At 65.9% G+C, this 21,191-nt stretch carries 23 protein-coding genes; 8 read left to right on the top strand and 15 right to left on the bottom strand.

Annotation, left to right across the window (positions count from 1 at the left end; translation table 11 throughout):
* Positions 1 to 43 precede the first annotated feature (43 nt).
* The 9 genes from TQ98_RS02970 to TQ98_RS02930 form a co-directional block, all read right to left on the bottom strand.
* Complete coding sequence (locus tag TQ98_RS02970; RefSeq protein ID WP_044872297.1) at positions 44 to 1,207, bottom strand: D-alanyl-D-alanine carboxypeptidase family protein; 1,164 nt, start codon at positions 1,205 to 1,207, stop codon at positions 44 to 46.
* Positions 1,208 to 1,268: 61 nt separating this feature from the next.
* Positions 1,269 to 2,273: a septal ring lytic transglycosylase RlpA family protein gene (locus TQ98_RS02965; RefSeq protein WP_044872298.1), complete on the bottom strand. Its 1,005-nt coding sequence runs from the start codon at positions 2,271 to 2,273 to the stop codon at positions 1,269 to 1,271.
* 3 nt (positions 2,274 to 2,276) lie between these two features.
* Entirely contained in the window at positions 2,277 to 3,287 is a 1,011-nt protein-coding gene (gene mltB / locus TQ98_RS02960; protein ID WP_044872299.1) for a lytic murein transglycosylase B, read from the bottom strand.
* Between the two features lie 14 nt (positions 3,288 to 3,301).
* On the bottom strand, positions 3,302 to 4,447 hold the full coding sequence (rodA, locus tag TQ98_RS02955) for a rod shape-determining protein RodA (RefSeq protein ID WP_044872300.1): 1,146 nt from the start codon (positions 4,445 to 4,447) through the stop codon (positions 3,302 to 3,304).
* On the bottom strand, positions 4,444 to 6,342 hold the full coding sequence (gene mrdA, locus TQ98_RS02950) for a penicillin-binding protein 2 (protein ID WP_044872301.1): 1,899 nt from the start codon (positions 6,340 to 6,342) through the stop codon (positions 4,444 to 4,446). Before mrdA ends, rodA begins: the two co-directional genes overlap by 4 nt.
* 9 nt (positions 6,343 to 6,351) lie before the next feature.
* Positions 6,352 to 6,819, bottom strand: a complete 468-nt coding sequence (gene rlmH / locus TQ98_RS02945; protein WP_044872302.1) for a 23S rRNA (pseudouridine(1915)-N(3))-methyltransferase RlmH — start codon at positions 6,817 to 6,819, stop codon at positions 6,352 to 6,354.
* Positions 6,820 to 6,831: 12 nt separating this feature from the next.
* Entirely contained in the window at positions 6,832 to 7,185 is a 354-nt protein-coding gene (rsfS, locus tag TQ98_RS02940; protein WP_044872303.1) for a ribosome silencing factor, read from the bottom strand.
* A gap of 22 nt (positions 7,186 to 7,207) precedes the next feature.
* Entirely contained in the window at positions 7,208 to 7,852 is a 645-nt protein-coding gene (nadD, locus tag TQ98_RS02935; protein ID WP_044872304.1) for a nicotinate-nucleotide adenylyltransferase, read from the bottom strand.
* Positions 7,852 to 9,117 carry a glutamate-5-semialdehyde dehydrogenase gene (locus TQ98_RS02930; RefSeq protein ID WP_044872305.1) on the bottom strand — a complete coding sequence of 422 codons (1,266 nt, stop codon included), beginning with the start codon at positions 9,115 to 9,117 and terminating at the stop codon, positions 7,852 to 7,854. The genes nadD and TQ98_RS02930 overlap by 1 nt, the downstream gene beginning before the upstream one ends.
* 270 nt (positions 9,118 to 9,387) lie before the next feature.
* On the opposite strand from TQ98_RS02930, the gene TQ98_RS02925 reads away from it, so the two are divergent.
* Positions 9,388 to 10,617 (top strand): alpha/beta hydrolase, encoded by a 1,230-nt coding sequence (locus tag TQ98_RS02925; RefSeq protein WP_044872306.1) that lies wholly within the window; start codon positions 9,388 to 9,390, stop codon positions 10,615 to 10,617.
* Between the two features lie 229 nt (positions 10,618 to 10,846).
* Here TQ98_RS02925 and TQ98_RS02920 read toward each other — a convergent pair whose 3' ends face one another.
* On the bottom strand, positions 10,847 to 11,692 hold the full coding sequence (locus TQ98_RS02920; protein WP_044872307.1) for a class I SAM-dependent methyltransferase: 846 nt from the start codon (positions 11,690 to 11,692) through the stop codon (positions 10,847 to 10,849).
* A 116-nt stretch (positions 11,693 to 11,808) separates the two neighbouring features.
* Here TQ98_RS02920 and TQ98_RS02915 point away from each other — a divergent pair, with 116 nt between their 5' ends.
* Positions 11,809 to 12,519 (top strand): DNA-3-methyladenine glycosylase, encoded by a 711-nt coding sequence (locus TQ98_RS02915; protein ID WP_044872308.1) that lies wholly within the window; start codon positions 11,809 to 11,811, stop codon positions 12,517 to 12,519.
* The gene (locus TQ98_RS02910) at positions 12,516 to 13,832 is read left to right on the top strand and encodes a bifunctional DedA family/phosphatase PAP2 family protein (protein ID WP_044872309.1); all 1,317 of its coding nucleotides are present in this window, start codon (positions 12,516 to 12,518) and stop codon (positions 13,830 to 13,832) included. The genes TQ98_RS02915 and TQ98_RS02910 overlap by 4 nt, the downstream gene beginning before the upstream one ends.
* 97 nt (positions 13,833 to 13,929) lie before the next feature.
* On the opposite strand, the gene TQ98_RS02905 is transcribed toward TQ98_RS02910, so the two are convergent.
* From TQ98_RS02905 to TQ98_RS02895, 3 genes are read right to left on the bottom strand one after another with little or no spacing between them, the layout of a single operon-like run.
* Positions 13,930 to 14,520, bottom strand: a complete 591-nt coding sequence (locus TQ98_RS02905) for an LON peptidase substrate-binding domain-containing protein (RefSeq protein ID WP_044872310.1) — start codon at positions 14,518 to 14,520, stop codon at positions 13,930 to 13,932.
* A 9-nt stretch (positions 14,521 to 14,529) separates the two neighbouring features.
* On the bottom strand, positions 14,530 to 15,246 hold the full coding sequence (locus TQ98_RS02900) for an LrgB family protein (RefSeq protein WP_044872311.1): 717 nt from the start codon (positions 15,244 to 15,246) through the stop codon (positions 14,530 to 14,532).
* Positions 15,243 to 15,605 carry a CidA/LrgA family protein gene (locus TQ98_RS02895; protein WP_044872312.1) on the bottom strand — a complete coding sequence of 121 codons (363 nt, stop codon included), beginning with the start codon at positions 15,603 to 15,605 and terminating at the stop codon, positions 15,243 to 15,245. Before TQ98_RS02895 ends, TQ98_RS02900 begins: the two co-directional genes overlap by 4 nt.
* 212 nt (positions 15,606 to 15,817) lie before the next feature.
* On the opposite strand from TQ98_RS02895, the gene TQ98_RS02890 reads away from it, so the two are divergent.
* The 5 genes from TQ98_RS02890 (at position 15,818) to TQ98_RS02870 (ending at position 20,221) form a co-directional block, all read left to right on the top strand.
* The gene (locus tag TQ98_RS02890; RefSeq protein ID WP_044872313.1) at positions 15,818 to 16,273 is read left to right on the top strand and encodes a MaoC family dehydratase; all 456 of its coding nucleotides are present in this window, start codon (positions 15,818 to 15,820) and stop codon (positions 16,271 to 16,273) included.
* Positions 16,274 to 16,356: 83 nt separating this feature from the next.
* The gene (locus TQ98_RS02885; protein ID WP_044872314.1) at positions 16,357 to 18,084 is read left to right on the top strand and encodes a C13 family peptidase; all 1,728 of its coding nucleotides are present in this window, start codon (positions 16,357 to 16,359) and stop codon (positions 18,082 to 18,084) included.
* Between the two features lie 28 nt (positions 18,085 to 18,112).
* On the top strand, positions 18,113 to 18,754 hold the full coding sequence (locus TQ98_RS02880; RefSeq protein ID WP_044872315.1) for an oxidoreductase: 642 nt from the start codon (positions 18,113 to 18,115) through the stop codon (positions 18,752 to 18,754).
* A 71-nt stretch (positions 18,755 to 18,825) separates the two neighbouring features.
* Positions 18,826 to 19,692, top strand: coding sequence for an MBL fold metallo-hydrolase (locus tag TQ98_RS02875; RefSeq protein WP_044872316.1), 867 nt, complete (start codon positions 18,826 to 18,828; stop codon positions 19,690 to 19,692).
* 61 nt (positions 19,693 to 19,753) lie between these two features.
* Positions 19,754 to 20,221, top strand: coding sequence for a YbaK/EbsC family protein (locus TQ98_RS02870; protein ID WP_044872317.1), 468 nt, complete (start codon positions 19,754 to 19,756; stop codon positions 20,219 to 20,221).
* Between the two features lie 53 nt (positions 20,222 to 20,274).
* Here the strand turns inward: TQ98_RS02870 and TQ98_RS02865 are convergent, their stop codons facing one another.
* Both TQ98_RS02865 and ubiX read right to left on the bottom strand, forming a co-directional pair.
* The gene (locus TQ98_RS02865; protein WP_044872318.1) at positions 20,275 to 20,565 is read right to left on the bottom strand and encodes a YceK/YidQ family lipoprotein; all 291 of its coding nucleotides are present in this window, start codon (positions 20,563 to 20,565) and stop codon (positions 20,275 to 20,277) included.
* Positions 20,558 to 21,187 (bottom strand): flavin prenyltransferase UbiX, encoded by a 630-nt coding sequence (ubiX, locus tag TQ98_RS02860; RefSeq protein WP_044872319.1) that lies wholly within the window; start codon positions 21,185 to 21,187, stop codon positions 20,558 to 20,560. Before ubiX ends, TQ98_RS02865 begins: the two co-directional genes overlap by 8 nt.
* Positions 21,188 to 21,191 lie beyond the last annotated feature (4 nt).

The raw sequence follows: 21,191 nt of genomic DNA, 5'->3' as shown, positions 1-21,191 counted from the left end.
ACGCCCCGAACCCGGGTAGGGCGCGAGGCGTCGGCTCAGTAGGTCAGTTGAACAGGCCGAAGAAGAACAGACGGATGCTATCCCACAGGCGGCGGAAGAAGCCACCTTCCTCGACGGTTTCCAGGGCGATCAGGTCGGCGCTGTGGATCACCTGGTCTTCCAGCTTCACCTCGACCTTGCCGATCACGTCACCCTGCTTGATGGGGGCGATCAGCTGCGGATTCAAGGTCATGCTGGCCTGCAGCTTCTTGATCTGGCCCTTCGGCAGGGTCAGGGACAGGTCCTGGGCCAGGCCGGCCTTGGCTTCGCGGGTCGCGCCCTTCCAGACCTGGGCTTTGGCCAGTTCGGCGCCCTTCTGGTAGAAGGTCTGGGTTTCGAAGAAGCGGAAGCCGTAGGTCAGGAGCTTCTGGGTCTCGGCCGCGCGGGCCTGCTCGCTGTTGGTGCCGAACACCACGGCGATCAGACGCATGTTGTCACGAACGGCGGACGCCACCAGGCAGTAGCCGGCTTCGTCGGTATGGCCGGTCTTCAGGCCGTCGACGGTCTTGTCGCGCCACAGCAGCAGGTTGCGGTTGGGCTGCTTGATGTTGTTCCAGAAGAATTCCTTCTGGGAGTAGATGGCGTAGTGGGCCGGATCTTCGTAGATGATCGCGCGGGCCAGGCGAGCCATGTCATGGGCGGTGGAGAAATGCTCCGGATCCGGCAGGCCGGTGGCGTTCATGAAGTGGCTGTTGCTCATGCCGAGCTTCTCGGCAGTGGTGTTCATCATGTCGGCGAAGGCATCTTCGCTGCCGGCGATGTGCTCGGCCACGGCCACGCTGGCGTCGTTGCCCGACTGGATGATGATGCCGTGCAGCAGGTCGCCCAGGGCTACCTGGGTGTTCACCTGGACGAACATGCGCGAACCACCGGTGCGCCAGGCGTGCTCGCTGATGGTCACCGGGTCGGTTTCGCCGATCTGGCCCTTACGGATTTCCAGAGTGGCGATGTAGGCGGTCATCAGCTTGGTCAGGCTGGCCGGGGGCAGGCGCTGGTCGCCGTTGTTCTCAACCAGCACCTGGCCGCTCTGGGCGTCCATCAGGACGTAGGATTTGGCGGCCAGTTGCGGCGGCGACGGAATGACCTGCTGGGCCGCCATGGAGACCGGCGCGACGATGAGCAGGGCTGCGGGCAGTAATAGGCGTTTGGCGAAGCTGAAGATGTTCATCCGTCTCTCTGGAAAGTAGCTAATGGTCTAACAGGCCCTTGCGGGCAAATGATTGAAGCCGTCAGTCCGGCTTCACCAGGGTTGGTTGCCCGAGATTGGCCAGGCGCACCGTGTTTTGCACGTCCTGTGCCTCACCCTGAGTTCCGATCGGCCCCAGGCGTACCCGGTGCAGTATCTGCTGGTTGCGCACGACCGAGCTGATGAAGACCGGGGCACTCACCGTCCCGCTCAGCTTGGCCTTGAGGAGTTCCGCAGCGTCCGGATTGGCGAAGGCGCCCACCTGGAGATACAGGCCAGAGGCTGCGAGTGAATCGTTTTTTTTTGCGTCGATCTGCACCGGCAGCACGGCGGCGGCGTGCTGCTGGGGCGGCGGGGTGTACTGCTCGACCGGCGCGCTGGCCACCTGGACAACCGGCTGGGGTTGCGCCTGGGGCTGAGCGGCCATCTTCGGCTGCGCCAGCACCATGGGCACCGGACGGCCCTGGGCGGCCCACCACTCATGGGGGTCGATGCCTTCCACCTTGACCCGGGCGGTGCCCACCTCGGCGTAGCCGAGTTTCTTCGCCGCGGCGAAGGAGAGGTCGATGATGCGGTCGGAATAGAAGGGACCACGGTCATTGACCCGCAGGATCACGCTGCGGCCATTGTCCAGGTTGGTCACCCGCACATAGCTCGGCAGCGGCAGGGTCTTGTGGGCGGCGGTCATGCCGTAAAGGTCGTAGGCCTCGCCGTTGGCGGTGGCCTGGCCGTGGAACTTGGTGCCGTACCAGGATGCGGTGCCCACCGCCTGGTAGCGGCGCGCGTCATTCATCGGGTAGTAGGTCTTGCCCAGCACCGTATAGGGATTGGCCTTGAGCGCACCGTAGTGCGGCATGGGCACGGCGTCGGGAATGCGCGAGACGTCGACGTCCCACCAGGGGGCGCCATCTCGATGCGGACGCGAGTAATCGCCAGGACCGGAGATCGGGCCGCCAGGCTGGACTGGTACCGGCGCACGGCTGCTCGAGCAGCTGGCCAGCAACAAAGCTACGGCGCCGTAGACGGCGACTCTTATCGGTTGTGGCATCGGTTAACGCCCGCCCCTTGCGTTGACCAGCAGTTCGGAAAGCTGATGCACAGCCATGGCGTACATCACGCTGCGATTGTAGCGGGTAATGACGTAGAAGTTCGGCAGTCCCATCCAGTACTCCGCCCCCTCGTCACCCTCCAGCCGGAAGGCCGTAACCGGCACATCATCGCGCAGTGCGTCGCTGCTTGCCCAGCCCAGCGCCCTAAGATCGCCGACGTTCTTCACCGGGTCCAGCCCCTGGGTCAACCCTTCGTCGATTCGTTCGCCGCGCACCTGGGCACGGCTGACCACCAGCCCGCCGGCTTCCCAGCCGTGGCGCTTGAAGTAGCTGGCGACGCTGCCAATGGCGTCCACGGGATTGTTCCAGATATCGATATGGCCATCGCCATCGAAATCCACGGCGTAGGCGCGGAAGCTGCTCGGCATGAATTGCGGCAGGCCCATGGCGCCGGCATAGGAGCCCTTGAGCATCAGCGGGTCGACCTGTTCCTCACGCGCCAGCAGGAGGAATTCCTTCAACTGCTTGCGGAAGAAGTCGGCCCGCGGCGGGTAGTCGAAGCCCAGGGTGGACAGTGCATCGATCACGCGGAAATTGCCGGTATTGCCGCCATAGAAGGTTTCGACGCCAATGATCGCGACGATGACCTGGGCGGGAACACCGTACTCCTTCTCGGCACGGGCCAGCGCGTCGGCGTACTGATTCCAGAAGGTGACGCCCTTCTGAATCCGCGCCGGGGTGATGAAGATCGGACGGTATTCCTTCCAGGGCTTGACCCGCTCGGCGGGCCGGGAAATGGCGTCGAGGATGGACTGCTTGCGCTCCACTTCGCGGAACAGGTCCACCAATTGCTCGCCGGCAAAGCCGTAATCACGGGTCATTTCGGCGACGAACTCAGCCACCTGTGGCGAGCCCTCGTAATCCCCGGAAAGAGCCGGCGCGGCTGCCCCCAGCAGGCCGACCAGGGCAACTCCGGAAGCCCCCGACTGCATCCATCTGCGCAGTGCTTTCAATTCATTCACTCGTTTCAAACCTGGGCGATCCACTTCCGATGAGTGTGAACCGCCATCAATACCCCGAACCCAGACAGCAGCGTCACCAAGTGGGTTCCGCCGTAGCTAATGAAGGGAAGGGGTACCCCCACGACCGGCAGCAATCCGCTGACCATGCCGATGTTGACGAAAACGTATACGAAGAAGGTCATGGTCAGGCTGCCCGCCAGCAGCTTGCCGAACAGGGTCTGGGCCTGGGCGGTGATGACCAGCCCGCGACCGATGAGGAGCATGTAGACCAACAGCAGCAGGCAGACGCCCACAAGGCCGAACTCTTCGCCAAGGACGGCAATGATAAAGTCCGTGTGGCTTTCGGGCAAAAAATCCAGGTGCGACTGAGTGCCCAATAGCCAGCCTTTGCCGAACACGCCGCCCGAGCCGATGGCCGCCTTGGACTGGATGATGTTCCAGCCGGTACCCAGAGGGTCGCTTTCCGGATCGAGGAAGGTCAGCACCCGCTGCTTCTGGTAGTCGTGCAGCACGAAGTACCACATGGCCACGGCCACCGGCACCACCGCTCCCACCGCCCCCAGGATCCAGCGCCACTGCAGTCCGGCCATGAAGAGCACGAAGGCGCCGGAAGCCAGGATCAGCATCGCGGTGCCCAGGTCCGGCTGCTTCAGGATCAGCACGAAAGGCACAATGATCAGCACCAGGCTGATCGCAATGTGCTTGAGCTTGGGCGGCAGGTTATGCCGCGACAGGTACCAGGCAATGGTCGCCGGCATGATGATCTTCATGAACTCCGAGGGCTGGAAGCGAATCACCCCGGGAATGTTGATCCAGCGCGTCGCGCCCATGGCCGTGTGGCCCATGATCTCCACCACCATCAGCAGGCTCACGCCCACCACGTAGCCCAGCGGCACCCAGCGCGCCATGAAGCGCGGCTCGAACTGGGCGATCACGATCATCGCGCCAAGACCGAGGCCGAAGGAGCTGGCCTGCTTCATCAGCAGGTCCCAGTGCTTGCCACTGGCGGAATAGAGGACGAACAGGCTGCCGGCAGCCAGCAACAGGAGGATCAGCAGCAGCCAGCCATCGATGTGCAGGCGCTGCAGCAGGGTCGCGCGGCGCTTGAGCACGTCCTCCTGGGAGATGGTGCGGTCGAAATTGCTGTTCATCGATTGGCGCTCTGCTGGTCCGCCAGGGGCTGCGGCGGGCGGAACTCGGGTTTCAACTGGCCATCTTCACCGAGCAGCCAGGCGTCCATGACCTGCTTGACCACCGGCGCGGCGACGCCCGAGCCGGACTCGCCGTTTTCCACCATCACCGCCACGGCGATTTTCGGGTCCTCGGCCGGGGCGAAGGCGACGAACAGGGCGTGGTCGCGGTGGCGCTCCTGGAGCTTGGTGCGGTCGTACTTTTCGCCCTGCTTGATCGCGACCACCTGGGCGGTACCGGACTTGCCGGCAATGCGGTAGACCGAAGTGGCGCCGACCTTGTGGGCCGTGCCTCGGGCGCCATGGACCACCTGTTCCATGCCAAGACGGCCGTAATCCCAGAACTTCGGGTCGCGCAGCAGGATGTCCGGCATCGGGCTCGGGTCCACCGGCGGCTGGCCCTCGATGGTCTTCGCCAGGTGCGGGCGAATCCACTTGCCGCGATTGGCCATCAGCGCGACCGCCTGCGCCAGCTGCAACGGAGTGGCCTGCATGTAGCCCTGGCCGATACCGAGGATCAGGGTTTCACCCGGGAACCAGGCCTGGCGGTAGCGGGCGCGCTTCCACTCGCGGGACGGCATCAGGCCGGAGGACTCCTCGAACATGTCCAGGGCCACGCGCTGGCCGAAGCCGAAGCGGCTCATGTAGTCGTGCAGGCGATCAATACCCATCTTGTGGGCAAGATCGTAGAAGTAGGTGTCATTTGACCGCATGATCGCGGTTTCCATGTTCACCCAGCCGTCACCGGAGCGGTTCCAGTTGCGGTATTTGTGGTCGTAGTTCGGCAGCTGGTAGAAGCCCGGGTCGAAGACGCGCGAGGCCGGTGTCACCACGCCAGCATCCAGGCCGGACACCGCCACCATCGGCTTGATGGTCGAACCCGGCGGGTAGAGGCCCCGCAACACGCGGTTGTAGAGCGGCCGATCGATGGAATCGCGCAACTCGGCATAGGACTTGAAGCTGATGCCGGTGACGAAGGGGTTCGGGTCGAAGCTCGGCTGGCTGACCATGGCCAGCACGTCGCCACTGGACGGCTCGATGGCGACGATGGCGCCACGGCGTCCCGCCAGGGCCTGTTCAGCAGCTTCCTGAAGGCGTACGTCGAGGGTCAGCACCAGGTCCTTGCCCGGCTTCGGGTCAGTGCGTTTCAACACCCGCAGGACGCGGCCGCGGGCGTTGGTCTCGACTTCCTCGTACCCCACCTCGCCATGGAGCTGGTCCTCGTAGAAGCGCTCGATGCCCGTCTTGCCGATATGGTGGGTGCCGCTGTAGTTCACAGGGTCGAGCTGCTTGAGTTCCTTCTCGTTGATGCGCCCGACATAGCCCACAGAATGGGCGAAATGCTCGCCCTGGGGGTAATGCCGCACCAGCTGCGCCACCACTTCCACGCCGGGGAGGCGGAACTGGTTCACGGCGATGCGGGCGATCTGTTCCTCGGTCAGTTCGAAGAGGATGGGCACCGGCTCGAAGGGGCGGCGGCCCTGCTTCATGCGCTTCTCGAACAAGGTGCGGTCTTCCGGGGTCAGCTGCAGCACTTCGACTATCACGTCGAGGGTCTTCTGCCACTCGCCGGCCCGTTCACGGGTGACGCTGAGGCTGAAGCTGGGCCGGTTGTCGGCGATGATCACGCCATTGCGGTCGAAGATCAGCCCACGGGTGGGCGGGATCGGCTGCACATGGACGCGATTGTTCTCGGACAGCGTCGAGTGGTACTCGTACTGGATCACCTGCAGGTAGTAGAGGCGAGCGATCAGCGTGCAGGTCAGCAACAACACCGCCACCGCGCCGACGATCACGCGCCGACGCACCAGGCGGGCATCTTTTTCGTGGTCTTTCAGGCGGATCGGTTGCGGCATGACCAGGACTTACTTGTGGTAGGGGTGGCCAGACAACACGGTCCAGGCACGGTAGATCTGCTCGCCGATGAGGATGCGGACCAGAGGGTGCGGCAGCGTCAGCGGCGACAACGACCAGCGCTGCTCGCTACGGGCACAGACTTCAGGCGCCAGGCCTTCAGGGCCGCCGACCATCAGGTTGACGGTGCGCGAATCCAGGCGCCAGCGATCCAGCTCGGCGGCCAACTGCTCGGTGCTCCACGGCCGCCCTTGGACTTCCAGGGTGACGATGCGTTCCCCCGGCTGCACCTTGGCCAGCATGGCCTCGCCTTCCTGGCGGATCATCCGTGCCACGTCGGCGTTCTTGCCGCGCGTGGTCAGGGGGATTTCCACCAGCTCCAGGCTGAGCTCGGAAGGCAGGCGCTTGACGTACTCGTGCCAGCCCTCTTCCACCCAGCGCGGCATGCGAGTGCCGACGGCGATCAGACGTAGACGCAAGGGACGCCCCGCTTACTCGTGGCTGTGGTGGGCGCGGCTCTGCTCGGCGCCTTGCCACAGGCGCTCCAGGTCGTAGAACTGGCGGGTGGCGACCTGCATCACATGCACCACCACGTCGCCCAGGTCCAGCAGGGCCCACTCGCCGCCGTCCAGGCCTTCGCTGCCCAGGGCGCGCACGCCTTGCTCCTTGGCCTTCTCCAGCACGTTCTCGGCCAGGGATTTGACGTGACGACCGGAGGTGCCGCTGGCGATCACCATGAAATCGGTGATGCTGGTCTTGCCACGTACATCGATGGTGGTGATTTCCTGACCTTTCAGGTCTTCCAGGGCCGCGATGGCGACCTTGACGAGTTCTTCGTTATGCATCGGGTTCAACTACCTCAATAAATCAATTCGGCGCACGGTACAGGTCGTGCGCATGGATATAGGCCAATACGGCGTCGGGCACGAGAAAGCGCACCGAGCGCCCCTCCCCCAGCAATTGGCGGATCTGGGTGGCGGAAATCGCCAGGGGCGTCTGCCAGACAAAGGCGATCTGCCCGGCCGGCCCCTGCAGGGAAAGCGGATCGACCGCGCTGCGCGCCGCCACCAGGTCACGCAGGTCTTCCGGCGCTTCGCTGTCGGCGTCCGGGCGCTGCAGGACCAGGATGTGGCAATGGTCGAGCAGTTCGTTCCAGCGGTGCCAGGTCGACAGGCCGCAGAAGGCATCCCAGCCCACCAGCAGGAACAGCTGGTCATCGGCGTCCAGCTCGGCGCGCAGGGACTCCAGGGTTTCGATGGTCCAGGACGGCCGTTCGCGCTTGAGCTCGCGGTCATCCACCACCAGGGGCGCAACGCCCTCCACCGCCAGGCGGACCATCTCCAGGCGCTGGGCCGCTGACACCTGCGGCGTCCCGCGATGAGGCGGACGAGCGCTGGGGATCAGGCGCAACTCGTCGAAACCGAATTGCTCGGCCACCTCCAGGGCGCCCCGCAGGTGACCGATATGCACAGGATCGAAGGTGCCGCCGAAGAGGCCGATGCGCTTGCCCATCAGGTACGTACGTGACCGTCGCCGAAGACCACGTACTTCTCGCTGGTAAGGCCTTCCAGGCCGACCGGGCCGCGAGCGTGCAGCTTGTCGGTGGAAATGCCGATCTCCGCGCCCAGGCCGTACTCGAAGCCATCGGCGAAGCGGGTCGAGGCGTTGACCATCACCGACGCGGAATCCACTTCGGTGAGGAAGCGCCGGGCATCACTGAAGTTCTCGGTAATGATGGCGTCGGTGTGCTGCGAGCCGTAGGTATTGATGTGCTCGATGGCCTGGTCGAGGCCGTCGACGATGCGGATCGAGAGGATCGGCGCGTTGTACTCGGTACGCCAGTCTTCTTCGGTCGCTTCCAGCACCTCATTGCCCAGCAGTGCGCGGGTGGCCGCATCGCCACGCAGTTCCACGCCCTTGTCGCGGTAGATGGCGGCGAGTGGCGGCAGCACGCGGGCGGCGATGCCGCTGTGCACCAGCAGGGTTTCCATGGTGTTGCACGGCGCGTAGCGCTGGGTCTTGGCGTTGTCCGCGACGCGGATCGCCTTGTCCAGGTCGGCAGCGACGTCGATGTAGACGTGGCAGATGCCGTCCAGGTGCTTGATCACCGGCACCTTGGCGTCGCGGCTGATGCGCTCGATCAGGCCCTTGCCGCCGCGCGGGACGATCACGTCCACGTATTCCGGCATGCTGATCAGCGCGCCCACGGCGGCACGGTCGGTGGTTTCCACCACTTGCACCAGTTCGCTGGGCAGGCCGGCTTCGGCGAGGCCCTTCTGGATGCAGACGGCGATGGCCTGGTTGGAATGAATGGCCTCGGACCCGCCGCGCAGAATGGTGGCGTTACCGGACTTCAGGCAGAGACTGGCGGCATCGATGGTCACGTTGGGACGGGACTCATAGATGATGCCGATCACGCCCAGCGGGACGCGCATCTTGCCCACCTGGATACCGGACGGCAGGTAGCGCATGTCACGGATTTCGCCGATGGGGTCCGGCAGCGTAGCGACCTGACGCAGGCCCTCGATCATGTCGTCGATGCGGGCTGGGGTCAGCGCCAGACGGTCGAGCATGGCTGGCTCAAGACCGTTGGCCCGGCCATTGGCCAGGTCCTGCTCGTTGGCAGCGGACAGCTCGCCACGGGCGGCGTCCAGGGCATCGGCGGCAGCCAGCAGGGCGCGGTTCTTCTGCGCGGTGCTGGCACGGGCGGCCACGCGCGAGGCGGCGCGGGCAGCGCGGCCAAGGCGGGTCATGTAATCGAGAACGGACTCGGTCATGGTCTCGTGTTCTGGCGAAGGGAAAGCGGCTGATTATAGCGACCGCGCTCGCCCGCGCCCAGCGGCGCCGGGCGGATGGTAGACAGGCCGTTCCGCTGCCCCTTCCCGTAACGGCGTAAGCCACGGCCCGCAAGGGCCGCGAGCGGCAAGGTGACACTCCAGCGGAGCGCCCGCCCGAAGGTTGGGTAAACAAAATCGGCCGCGCTGTTTACCTTCCAGATTCAGCCCCCGAATAAGAACAAGAAGCGCCCAGGCGCCGGAGAACCTGCCATGCGTTATCGGACCGACTTCGCCCCGCAGCACCTGGCCGACGCCCCCTGCATCGTCCAACTCGGCCCCTGGCCCCTGCATTACCAGGCCTTCTCCCAGCACTCGGACGACCGTCGGGAACCCGTGCTGATGCTGGGCGGCGCGTTCCAGAGCTTCCGCTCCTTCGGTGCCGAGGTGCAGGAACTGCTGCCCCGCCACCCGGTGATCCTCCTCGACCTGCCGAGTCAGGGTGGCAATCTGCAATTGGCCCCGGAACTCTCCCTCGAGCAACTGGCAGACCTCATCGCCGCCTTTGCCGAAGAACTCCAGTTGCCGCCCCTGATGCCCATCGGCCTGTCTTACGGCTCGGCCCTGGCCGCCCTGTTCGCCGTACGCCATCCCCAGCGCTGCGCGCGCCTGCTGCTGGCCGGCATTACCGCCTTCGGCCGCCCCGGCGCCCGGCGCATGCTGGAGGAAGGCCTGGACCTGCTGGCCGAGGGCCAGGTCCTGCGTTTCGCCCAAGGGGCCCTCACCGGCCTGATCAATCCGCTACGGCTGGAGGAAACCGGGATCTCGCTGACATTCCGCAGAGCGCTTTTGCGACAGATGCAGCGCCTTTCCCCGCAAGATGTAGAACGATACCTGCAGAACAGCCGGCGCCTGCTGGATTTCCCCGGCTTCGGCCTGCATCCGACCTGCCCCACCCTCGTCCTGGCCGGCGAATACGACCATTTCACCCAGCCCTGGGAACATGCGGGATTTGCCGCTGCCTGTGCGGACGCCGATTGCGCCCTGATCCATAACGGCGACCACCTGGCCCAGTTCGAGCAGCGCGAAGCCTGCGCCAGCTTCTACCGGCCCTTCCTCCAGGGAACCGCCCTGCCCCTGGCCAGCCCCGGCGCCACGCGCCTGGCCCGCAATCGCCTGGACCACCTGGAACGGCGCCAGGAACCGCGCGTGGCCCCGCTCAACCGGCGTGGCCGCCTGCTCCATGTCGATGGCGGCGAATGGACAGTGGAGGTCAGTGAACTGGGATTCTTCGGCGGCCTGCTGCAAGCGGACCTTCCCGCCGAGCTGCCGCCGCGTGGCTGGCGCCTGCAAGCCGGCGAACTGCCACCACTGGACATCCTGCCCCTGCGCCGAGATGGCGACAGGCTGGCGCTGGTGTTCCCCCACACCGACGCCGAAGCCAGCGAGGCACTGGCGGCGCAGGTGGTGCAGGCAGATAGCCGGGCAGTGGCCTACGCCTGAAGGATTGAAGCTCACCGGAAGGGGGCGTAGCTCACCCTCCTCTCCGCAGCATGCCCTCAGCACTTGGTCGACCGTAGGGTGCGCTGCGCGCACCGCTCCCGGGGCCTGACCCGGCACTATTGCCAACCGCTGGTGCGCGCGGCGCACCCTACTCCGCCAGTTGGCCGCACACTCAGGACGCAGCTTCCCACGTTCAAATACATTCGCCCACGAGCGGCCCGATCCAACCTCAAATCCGCGCCTCCACCACTCGCACCAGTGCCGGCCAGGCATCCGCCGGTGCAGTTGCCAACTCCTTCGGGTCGTGCACCCGCACCTCACGGAATCCGCAGGCGCCGAAGCCGTCGACGATGGCCGGGTCGCCCCGGTAATGCAGGTAGTAACGGCCACGGGTCAGCCGTCCCACCAGGTCGATGCCCCAGCGCAACTGGCGATAGCGCGGGTGCTCGGGCAGGTCGGGGTAGAGGTCGGTGAGGTAGGTGGCGGATGGGAACGGGCGCAGCTGCGCCGCCAGCCGGGTCCAGAAGGTCTCGATCAGCGGGAGGGAGAAGTAATTCACCAGGCCCTCGGTGATCACTAGCACCGGCAGTTCCGCATCCAGCCCGGAAAACAGCGCCGACAGGCTGTGGGCGCCCTGGTCGGCCAGGATATCCACAGGCCGCACCTGGTGCCGCGCGCTCAGCCAGCCCTCCTCGTGCAACAGCAGGCGCTTGCGGGCCGCCATGGGCGGCAGGTCAGCCTCCAGGTAACGCAGATCCGGGTACCGGGCGCAGAAGCGCCGGCCACGGGGCGACAGGCCGCAGGCGATCTCCACCACCTGGCGCACGCCGCGCTGCTCGATGGCCTCGCGCAGACAGGCATCAATCAACAGATGGCGCTGCAGCAGGAAGCGCTCCACATCCAGCCCGAACGCCGCCCTGGCGCCCCAGCTGACCGGCGCCAGCAGGCCGTGGGCCAGCCGCCCGAAGGCTGTGACGAACGGAGCCTCGGCCAGTTGATGGCGATACCAGACGTAACCGGTGTAATGCGCGCTCGGGGTGATGTGGGCGCTGTCGAGGCGGGCGGCTCGGGACATGGCGGCAGGCTCTTGTTATTTTGCGTGACGATTCCGATGCAGGCATTCAGCTTCGACTAATCATCGTGTCCGTATAATCGCCAGCCTATTCCCAGCCGGAACCCTGCAACAGCCCCATGTCCCGCGATCCCATCCTAAGTTTGCCCTGGCCCGGCGCCCGCCCCCTGGCGGACGACTTCTTCGACCGCGATGCCCAACAGGTGGCGCGGGAACTGCTGGGCAAGGTGATCCGCCACCGCATTGACGGACGCTGGCTGTCGGCACGCATCATCGAAACCGAGGCCTATTACCTGGTGGACAAGGGCAGCCACGCGTCCCTCGGTTACACCCACAAGCGCCGGGCGCTGTTCCTCGATGGCGGGCACATCTACATGTATTACGCCCGGGGCGGCGATTCGCTGAATTTCAGTGCCCACGGTGCCGGCAATGCCGTGCTGATCAAGTCCGGGCACCCCTGGGTGGATGCCATCTCCCCGGAGGAGTCCCTGGCGGCCATGCAGCGCAACAACCCGGACGCCAAGGGTGAACCGCGCCCTGCCGAACGGCTCTGCGCCGGCCAGACCCTGCTGTGCAAATCCCTCGGCCTCAAGGTGCCGGACTGGGACGGCCAACGCTTCGACTGGCAGCAGCTGTTCGTCGAAGACGTCGGCGAGCGGCCGCGCACCATCATCCAGACCGCGCGCCTGGGCATCCCCCACGGCCGTGATGAACACCTGCCCTACCGCTTCGTCGATGCCGCCTATGCCCGCCACTGCACGCGCAACCCGCTGCGCCGCGGGCAGCTCGAAGGGCGCGACTACCAGCTGATCGAGGACACCCAGCCATGAGTCAATGGTTCGACCAGGCCACCGCCTGGCTAGGCGCCAACCCGGAGTGGCTGGGCCTGGCCATCTTCCTGATCGCCTGCATCGAATGCCTGGCCATCGCCGGCATCGTGGTGCCGGGCGTGGCGCTGCTCTTCGCCGTCGGCGTGATGGCCGGCAGCGGCGCCCTGGAGCTCTGGGAAACCCTGCTCCTGGCCTACACCGGCGGATTATTGGGAGACCTGATTTCCTACGGGCTGGGCCGGCGCTTCCACCAGAACATCCGCCGCCTGCCGCTGCTACGGGACCATCCGGAATGGATCAGCGGCGCGGAGAATTACTTCCAGCGCTACGGCGTCGCCAGCCTGCTGGTGGGCCGTTACATCGGTCCGCTGCGGCCGATGCTGCCGATGGTGGCCGGCATGCTGGACATGCCCTTCCCCCGCTTCGTTGCCGTGAGCATGCTGGCCGCCGCCGGCTGGGCAGTGGCCTACCTCGTCCCGGGCTGGGCCACCGGCGCGGCGCTGCGCCTGCCGCTGCCAGAAGGCTTCTGGCGCGAGGCCGGTGTGGTCATCGTGGTCGTGGTGGGCATGCTCGGCCTGATCATCCACAGCACCCTGCGCGAGAAGCGCTGGGCCAACCCGCTGTCGGCCGGCCTCTGCCTGGCGGCGCTGGGCGCGCTGTTGGTCGGCTGGCCGCATCTGCAGGCCCTGGATCAGGGCCTGATGACACTGGTCCAGGAACAACGCCACCCCAGCTTCGACCACGTGATGGTATTGGTCACTCGCCTGGGGGATTTCACCACCCAACTCCTCGCCGGCGCCCTGCTCGGTGCCTTGCTGCTGGTGCTGCGCCAGTGGCGCGCCGCCTGCTTCGCGATTGGCACACTGGTGGTCACCGCCCTGGCCAACAGCGGACTCAAGAACTTCTTCGCACGGGCACGCCCGGATGTGCTCACCGAACCGCTGACCACCTACAGTTTCCCCAGCGGCCACAGTTCGGCGGCCTTTGCCTTCTTCCTGGTGCTGGGCATCCTCGCCGGGCGCGGCCAGCCGGGGCGCCAGCGCCTGACCTGGCTGCTGCTGGCCTGTCTGCCGGCCCTGGCCATCGCCCTGTCGCGGGTCTACCTCGGCGTGCACTGGCCCACCGACATTCTGGCCGGCGGTCTGCTGGCTGGTGGTATCGCGTCAACCGGCCTGGTCCTGATGCAGCGTGCAGCCCCCCTCACGGCCATGGCCCCCAGGGTGTGGCTGCTGATCCTGCCGGCCTGCCTGGCCCTGCTCGGCGGCATCGCCACCTGGGCCTTGCCTGAAGCCCTGGCGCGCTACAGCTACTAGTTGAAGTCCTGCGGGGGCGAATTCATTCGCCATGCAGGACGCGGTCCCGCCCGGCGCGGTGCGGATAGGCGTTGGGATGTGAAGGCTCTGCGGAGCCTCAGGCGATGGATTCGCCCTGAAGCTGATCCAGCAGCCCCTGGAGGAACGTCAGGCGCTCATCGGGATCGGCCAGCGTCAGCAGATGCAGCTTCTCCTTCAGGTCGAACGGCAGCAGATAGGCCAACTGATTGGCCAGGGCCTGCTGCCCGTCCACTTCGCCACCCATGCCCAGGCCCTGGACCATGGGATGCTCGGCCAGGGCGTTGAGCAGCGCCGCAAGGTCGGCATGCTCCGGACGCAGCGGTCGCTCGGGCTCATCGCTCAGCCAGTCCACATCGGCCAGGGTCAGTTGGTCGCGCAGGACCTCCGCCGAGCTGACGTGGAAACGTCGCCCGCCTTCCACACGAATGCCCAGGAGGCCATTGGGGCGCTGCTGCCAGTCGCGGATCAGCGCTTCGCAACCGATGGCGGCGAAACGGTTGGCGGCCTCGCCCACTTCCTGGCCTTCGAGGATGCAGACCACGCCGAAACCTTCGCCCTGCTTCATGCAGCGTCCGATCATGTCCAGGTAGCGTGCCTCGAATATCTGCAGGTCCAGGGTGCAGCCCGGGAACAGCACGGTATTGAGGGGAAACAACGGCAACTTCATGCATCGACCTCAAGCAATCATGGCAACGGCGAGCGGCAGCAGCACTGCGGTGGCGACGCCCATCAGGCTCATGGCCAGCGCGGCGAAGGCACCGCACTCCTCGCCTTCCTGCAGGGCCCGCGCAGTGCCCACCGCATGGGCCGTGAGCCCCAGGGCCATGCCTTGGGCGGCCGGATGGTGCACGCCGCAACGGCGCAGCAACTCCGGCCCCAGTATGGCCCCAAGCACGCCGGTGATCAGCACGAACACCGCCGCCAGGGCCGCCACGCCGCCGAGTTGCTCGGCCACCAGCATCGCGATGGGCGAGGTCACCGACTTCGGCAACAGCGTCATCAGCACCATGTGTTCGGTGCCGAACCACCAGCCCAGCAGTGCTACCGACAGCGTAGCGAAGAGGCCGCCGAACACCAGCGTCAGCAGCGTGGGCCAGAACAGCTGGCGAATCCGCCGCAGATTGAGGAATAGCGGCACCGCCAGGGCGACAGTGGCGGGACCGAGGAAAACGGTCAGCAGCTGCGTGCTCTGGCGGTACTCCTGGTAGCTGATGCCGAAGGCCATGAGCACGCCGATCAGCAGCAGCATGGACAGCAGCACCGGCTGCAGGAATACCCAGCGGGTCTTCTCGTAGGCCGCGAGTGCGAGCTGATACCCGGCGAGGGTCACGCCGAAGCCGAACAGGGGATGGTGCACCACCGCCGCAATGGCGGCTTGCCAGTCGAGGCTCATGGTTCCTCCCCCCGTGGCGGCTGGCGATCGATGAGCTTCTGCATCAACCAGCCGGAAAAGACGAAGGCAACCAGCAGGGACAGCACCAGGGCGCCGGCGATGGCCCAGAAGTCCGCCCAGATGTCCTGGGCATAGACCATCACGCCCACCGCCGGCGGCACCAGCAGCAACGGCAGATAGCGCAGCAGGCTGCTGGCGGCCAGGCTCAGCGGCTCGCTCACCTCGCCACGGGCCAGCAGGTAGAGGAACAGCAGCACCAGGCCGATGATGGGCCCGGGCAGCATGGACAGGAACAGGGCATTGAGCCCGCTACCGATCAGCTGGAACAGCACCAGCCAGGTCAGTCCGCGCAACAGCATGAAAATCTCCACGGGTAGGTCCGCCCGCCGGGCCTCGGCCGGGACCGGGGCATTATAGGCACGCCCACCGTCCCCCTATAACCCGCCATTCGCAGGGGCCATGGCATATTGACCCGCCTCGCCCGGCGTGCTGATCTACGCCCTGCACGCAACAGTGGGGCAAGGCCCCCTGATTAGAAAAACTACAACACTGCATCCACGGAGGATGACGTATGGCGTTCGTACCAGTAGCGGAACTGAAGAACTACGTCGGCAAGGAGTTGGGGCACTCGGACTGGGTGACCATCGATCAGCAGCGCATCAATCAGTTCGCCGAATGCACCGGCGACCACCAGTTCATCCATGTCGATCCGGAGCGCGCCAAGCAGACGCCCTTCGGCTCCACCATCGCCCACGGCTTCCTCAGCCTGTCGCTCATCCCGAAACTCATAGACGGCCTGCTGGTCCTGCCCGAAGGCGCGAAGATGGTGGTCAACTACGGCCTCGACACCGTGCGCTTCATCCAGCCGGTCAAGGTTGATTCCCGCGTGCGCCTGGCCGTGAAGGTCATCGACGTCAACGAGAAGAACCCCGGCCAGTGGCTGATCAAGGCCCTCTGCACCCTGGAAATCGAAGGCCAGCAAAAGCCCGCCTATATCGCCGAGTCCCTGAGCCTCTGCTTCGTCTAAGCCGCGACCCGGTGGCAAAAAAGCCCGCAGCAGCGGGCTTTTTTGCGCCAAACTGAAGGGCAGACGCTAACCAAGGACGCCCGATGAAGCCCCTTCTGCCCCTGACCCTCGCCCTGCTCCTTGTGGCCTGCGGCGAAGGCGAACCTCTGACCCCGCCGGATGCGCGGCTACCCGATGGCTCCCGCTATCGCGGGGAGTTGGTGGACGGCCTGCTGCAGGGACCGGGCCGGCTGGATTACAACAACGGGACCTGGTTCGAAGGCCAGTTCAAGGACGGTCAGCCTGAAGGGAAAGGCGAGTGGCACGGCCCCAACGGACTGGTCTACATCGGCGAATTCCAGGCCGGTCTGTTCCACGGCCAGGGCCAACTCCGCTATGGCAACGGCACCTCCTACGAAGGCGGCTTCGCCCACAACCAGTTCGACGGCGAAGGTACCCTGAGCCAGGGTGGCGTGACCTACCGCGGGCAGTTCCGCAACGACAAGTACCAGGGATTCGGCAGCCTCGAATGGCCCGACGGCAGCAATTATCAGGGCCTCTTCCGCAACGGCAGGCCGGAAGGCGAAGGCGTGCGCACCGACGAGGCCGGCAACCGCTACAGCGGCCGCTTCCATGATGGCCAGCTGAATGGCCAGGGCGCCTACCAGGGCCAGGACGGCTCCCACTACATCGGCGAATTCAAGAACAGCCTGTTCGAGGGCAAGGGCCGCTACACCAGTGCCGACGGTGATGTCTGGAGCGGCGACTTCAAGGAAGGCAGCCTGGTCGGCAAGGGTGAGTTCGTCGGAGCTGACGGCAGCCACTACCTGGGCCAATTCAAGCAGTGGCGCTACCAGGGCAAGGGCAAACTGTCCCAGGCCGACGGGAGCCGCTACGAAGGCTCTTTCAGTGATGGCCTGTACAGCGGCACCGGCACCCTGACCCTGCCCGACGGCAAACGCGAAGCCGGCGTCTGGCAGGACGGCACGCGCATTCGTGATGAACAGGGTAAGGCCCTGGCCAACCCGCTGGAGCTGGGCCTGCTCGCCCAGGGCTACCTGCTCGAACAGGCGCTGAACGCGGTGCCGGCATCGACTCCGGACGTGGAGCTCTACACCATCGCCTTGGCCGGCGACGGCCGCCAGAGCGTGTTCCTGCGCGAAGCGGATTACGTCTCGAAACTCCTGGCCGAGCGCTTCCGCGCCCACGGCCAGATCACCCTGGTCAACCATCGCGAGCACATGGCCGACCGCCCCCTGGCCACCCGCGAAAGCCTGTCCCGTGCAGTCCAGGCCATCGCCAAACGCAGTGGCCCGGAGGACCTGGTGTTCATCTACCTGACCAGCCACGGCTCGCCGACCCACGAGCTGGCCCTGGAGCAACCCGGCCTGCAATTGGGCCACCTCCCGGCCCGGGAGCTGGCCGACCTGCTCGCGCCGCTCAAGGACAGGTACAAGGTACTGGTGATCTCCGCCTGCTACTCCGGCGGCTTCATTCCGCCGCTGAAGGATGACAAGACCCTGATCATGACCGCTGCCCGCTCTGATCGGGTGTCCTTCGGCTGCTCCGAAGAGAATGACTTCACCTATTTCGGGCGGGCGCTGTTCGCCGACGCCTTCAGTGAAACCGACGACCTGGAACGGGCCTTCAGCATTGCCAAGGAAAAGGTCGCCGAGCGGGAGAAAGCCGATGACTTCGAAGCGTCCGAGCCGCAGATCTGGGCCCCGAAAGCCGTTACCACCCGCTGGCATGAACTGCGCGAACATCAGGCCGAACAGGCCCTGACCGCGCAAAGCGCCGCAAGCGCCGACAAAACTGCTCGCAGCCACTAAGCTCAGCGTGTATCAGCGGAGAAACAATATGCATCTGACGCCCCAGCACATACTGCTCGCCGGCGCCACTGGACTGACCGGCGAGCACCTGCTCGACCGACTGCTCAACGAGCCCACCGTGGCCAAGGTACTGGCCCCGACACGCCGCCCCCTGGCCGAGCATCCCCACCTGCAGAACCCCGTCGGCCCGGTCGGCGATCTGCTGCCCGACCTGCAAGGCCGGGTCGACGTCGCCTTCTGCTGCCTGGGCAGCACCATCCGCCAGGCGGGGTCCCAGGAGGCTTTCCGCGCAGTGGACCTGGACCTGGTCCTGGCCTTCGCCCGCCGCGCGCGGGAGCTGGGGGCCCGACACTTCATCGTGCTCAGCGCCCTGGGCGCCGATCGCGGGTCGTCGATCTTCTACAACCGGGTCAAGGGTGAAATGGAAGAAGCCCTGAAAGCCATGGACTGGCCCCAACTGACCATCGCCCGCCCCTCCCTGCTGATGGGCCCGCGCAGTGAATTCCGGCTGGGCGAACGCCTGGCCTCATTGGTGATGCGCTGGGTGCCGGGCAAGTACCGCGGCATTAACGTCTGCACCCTGGCCCGTGCCCTCTGGCGCCTGGCGCTGGAGGAGCAGGACGGCGTGCGGATCATCGAATCCGACGACCTGCGCCGTCTGGGGCGCTGATAACCGGGGCTGGGCAGCGTGGCGGGCAAGGGTTAGCCTTGCCGCTTCGCTTTCCACTACGAAACCCAGCCATGCGTACCCTCACCACCCTGCTCGGCAACAGCCAGAAACTCGACGGCGGCGCCATGTTCGGCAATGCTCCCCGCGCCCTCTGGGAGCGCTGGATGACGCCGGACGAACTGCACCGCATCGACCTCGGCTGCCGTGCCCTGCTGGTCCGGGAACCGGGCCGCAACGTCTTGGTGGAGACCGGCATCGGCGCCTTCTTCTCCCCCGAGCTCAAGCAGCGTTTCGGCGTCCAGGAAGCGCATCACGTGCTGCTGGACAGCCTGGCCGAAGCGGGCCTCAGCGATACCGATATCGATGTCGTAGTGCTCACCCACCTGCACTTCGACCACGCCGGTGGCCTGCTCGCCCCCTGGGAAGACGGCCAGCCGCCGCGCCTGCTGTTCCCCAGGGCGCGCTTCATCACCGGCCGCCGCCAGTGGGAGCGGGCGTGCAAGCCCCACCCGCGCGACCGGGCTTCCTATATCCCCGAACTGATCGAGCTCCTGGAAACCAGCGGCCGCCTGGAGCTGATCGAGGAAGGCAGCCATAGCGCCACCCTCGGCGAAGGCTGGCGCTTCCACTGGAGCGACGGCCACACGCCCGGCCAGATGCTGCCGGAAGTGGAGATGCCTGACGGCCCGGTGCTGTTCAGCGGCGATCTGATTCCCGGCGCGCCTTGGGTTCACCTGCCCATCACCATGGGTTACGACCGCTTCCCCGAAGGCCTGATCGAAGAGAAGGAAGCCCTGCTGGCCGACCTGCTGGCCCGCAATGGACGGCTGGTTTTCACCCACGATCCAGCCATCGCCATGGGCCGCGTCGTACGTGATGCCAAGGGCCGTTACGGGCTCGCCGACAGCCTCGCCGACGTGCGAAGCCTGACCCACTGAACACGGTTGACGCCGAGAAGGCCGACAGACAAGGATTCGGCCTTTGCCAGGGAGAATGACCATGAGCCTTGAATCGGTACGTGCCTTCTTCGCCAGGAAGGCACCTGAAATCGACATCATCGAGCTGGAAACCAGCACCGCCACCGTGGTCCTGGCCGCCGAAGCCCACGGCGTGGAGCCCGGTCGCATTGCCAAGACGCTGGCCTTCCGCGTCGGCGACGACGCCGTGCTGGTGGTAGCGCGGGGCGACGCCCGCATCGACAACCGCAAGTTCAAGGAGACCTTCGGCGCCAAGGCCAGGATGCTGGATGCGGAAACCGTGGAATCCCTGACCAGCCACCCGGTGGGCGGCGTCTGCCCATTCGGCCTGGCGACGCCGCTGGCGGTCTACTGCGACCGCTCCCTGCAGGCTTTCGATGAAGTGGTGCCGGCCGCCGGCGCCGTCCACAGCGCAGTGCGCATCGCCCCGGAGCGCATGGCCGATCTGGTCGAAGCCCGGTGGGTGGATGTGTGCCAGGAGCCCGGCTGAAAGCGTCAGTCTGTAGGGGCGAATTCATTCGCCCCTACAGACTGACGATCAGCTCAATACCCGCCCCGAACCCCCAACCCCACACCCAGTTCCGCCGCCACCGCAAAGGGCAGCAACAGCGTATCGAGCAAGGCACTGGCCGGCAGGTCGATGGCCGGGTAACGCGGTGGTTCAGCGCCGAACTTGTCCATGGGGCAGCAGCCGCCATTCATGGAATACCAGTCCAGTTGCGTACCGGAATAGATGATCGGCGCCCCCGGCTTGGCCGCATTGAGGGTGACGACACTGGCGCAGCCCTGCAGAAGGGAAAGCGCCAGCAGTCCAGCAGCCAGTCGTTTAGTCATCGACGCCCTGATGATGCTCGCCCCAACGCGGCAGCATGTCCTGGGGAATGTCCAGCAGATTGAGGATGCGCGCCACCACGAAGTCCACCAGATCGTCGATGGTCTGCGGCTGGTGATAGAAGCCCGGTGAGGCCGGCACGATCACAGCGCCCAGGTTGGAAAGCTTGAGCATGTTTTCCAGGTGGATGCTGGAGTACGGCGCCTCGCGCGGCACCAGGATCAGTTGGCGACGTTCCTTCAGGGTCACGTCGGCAGCGCGCTCGATCAGGTTGTTGCAGGCGCCGGTGGCAATGGCCGACAGCGTGCCGGTGGAACAGGGCACCACCACCATGGCAGCCGGCGCACCGGAGCCGGAGGCCACCGGGGACATCCAGTCTTCCTTGCCGTAGCAGCGGATCTGCCCCGGCGCGGCACCGGTGTACTCGCTGAGGAAGGCCTGCATCGCCTGGGGCTTGGTCGGCAGGGTGACTTCAGTCTCTGTGGCCATCACCAACTGAGCCGCCTTGGAGATCAGGAAGTGCACCTCGCGGTCTTCCTGGATCAGGCAGTCCAGCAGGCGCAGACCGTACTGGGCGCCCGACGCACCGGTCATCGCCAGGGTGATGCGGGAAGGTCCGGTCATGGCC

Source organism: Pseudomonas sp. LFM046, assembly GCF_000949385.2.
Taxonomy (GTDB): domain Bacteria; phylum Pseudomonadota; class Gammaproteobacteria; order Pseudomonadales; family Pseudomonadaceae; genus Metapseudomonas.
This window is presented reverse-complemented; position numbering and strand designations above follow the sequence as displayed.